Origin of the sequence: Ralstonia sp. OTU4908 (assembly GCF_038440115.1) — a bacterium.
In the GTDB taxonomy this organism is placed as follows: domain Bacteria; phylum Pseudomonadota; class Gammaproteobacteria; order Burkholderiales; family Burkholderiaceae; genus Ralstonia; species Ralstonia pickettii.
Genome location: NZ_JASATD010000134.1, coordinates 1 through 218 on the forward strand (window position 1 = coordinate 1; position 218 = coordinate 218).

At 73.9% G+C, this 218-nt stretch carries 1 pseudogene; it reads right to left on the reverse strand.

Features of this window, described 5'->3' with window-relative positions:
* A pseudogene (locus tag AAHM38_RS25635) lies at positions 1-190 on the reverse strand (hypothetical protein); the annotation flags it as partial.
* Between the last annotated feature and the right edge of the window lie 28 nt (positions 191-218).

Below are 218 nucleotides of genomic sequence, written 5' to 3' on the forward strand. Positions count from 1 at the left end.
ATTTCCATGCCAGAGCTGCTGCGCCGGCACGCGGGAATGCGCGGCGCTTGCTGGCAAGCGCCTGGCGCGGTGCCGGCCGCCGCGCCTGGTTCGCGGCGCGCGAAAAATGGGGAAGCGACCGGCCCGCAAGAGGCAGGGGCGCGGTGCGGTTGTCCACGGGCCGCCAGCGGCGGACGGTGGGCAACCGCATCCCCATTTCCACGCCAGAGCTGCCGCGC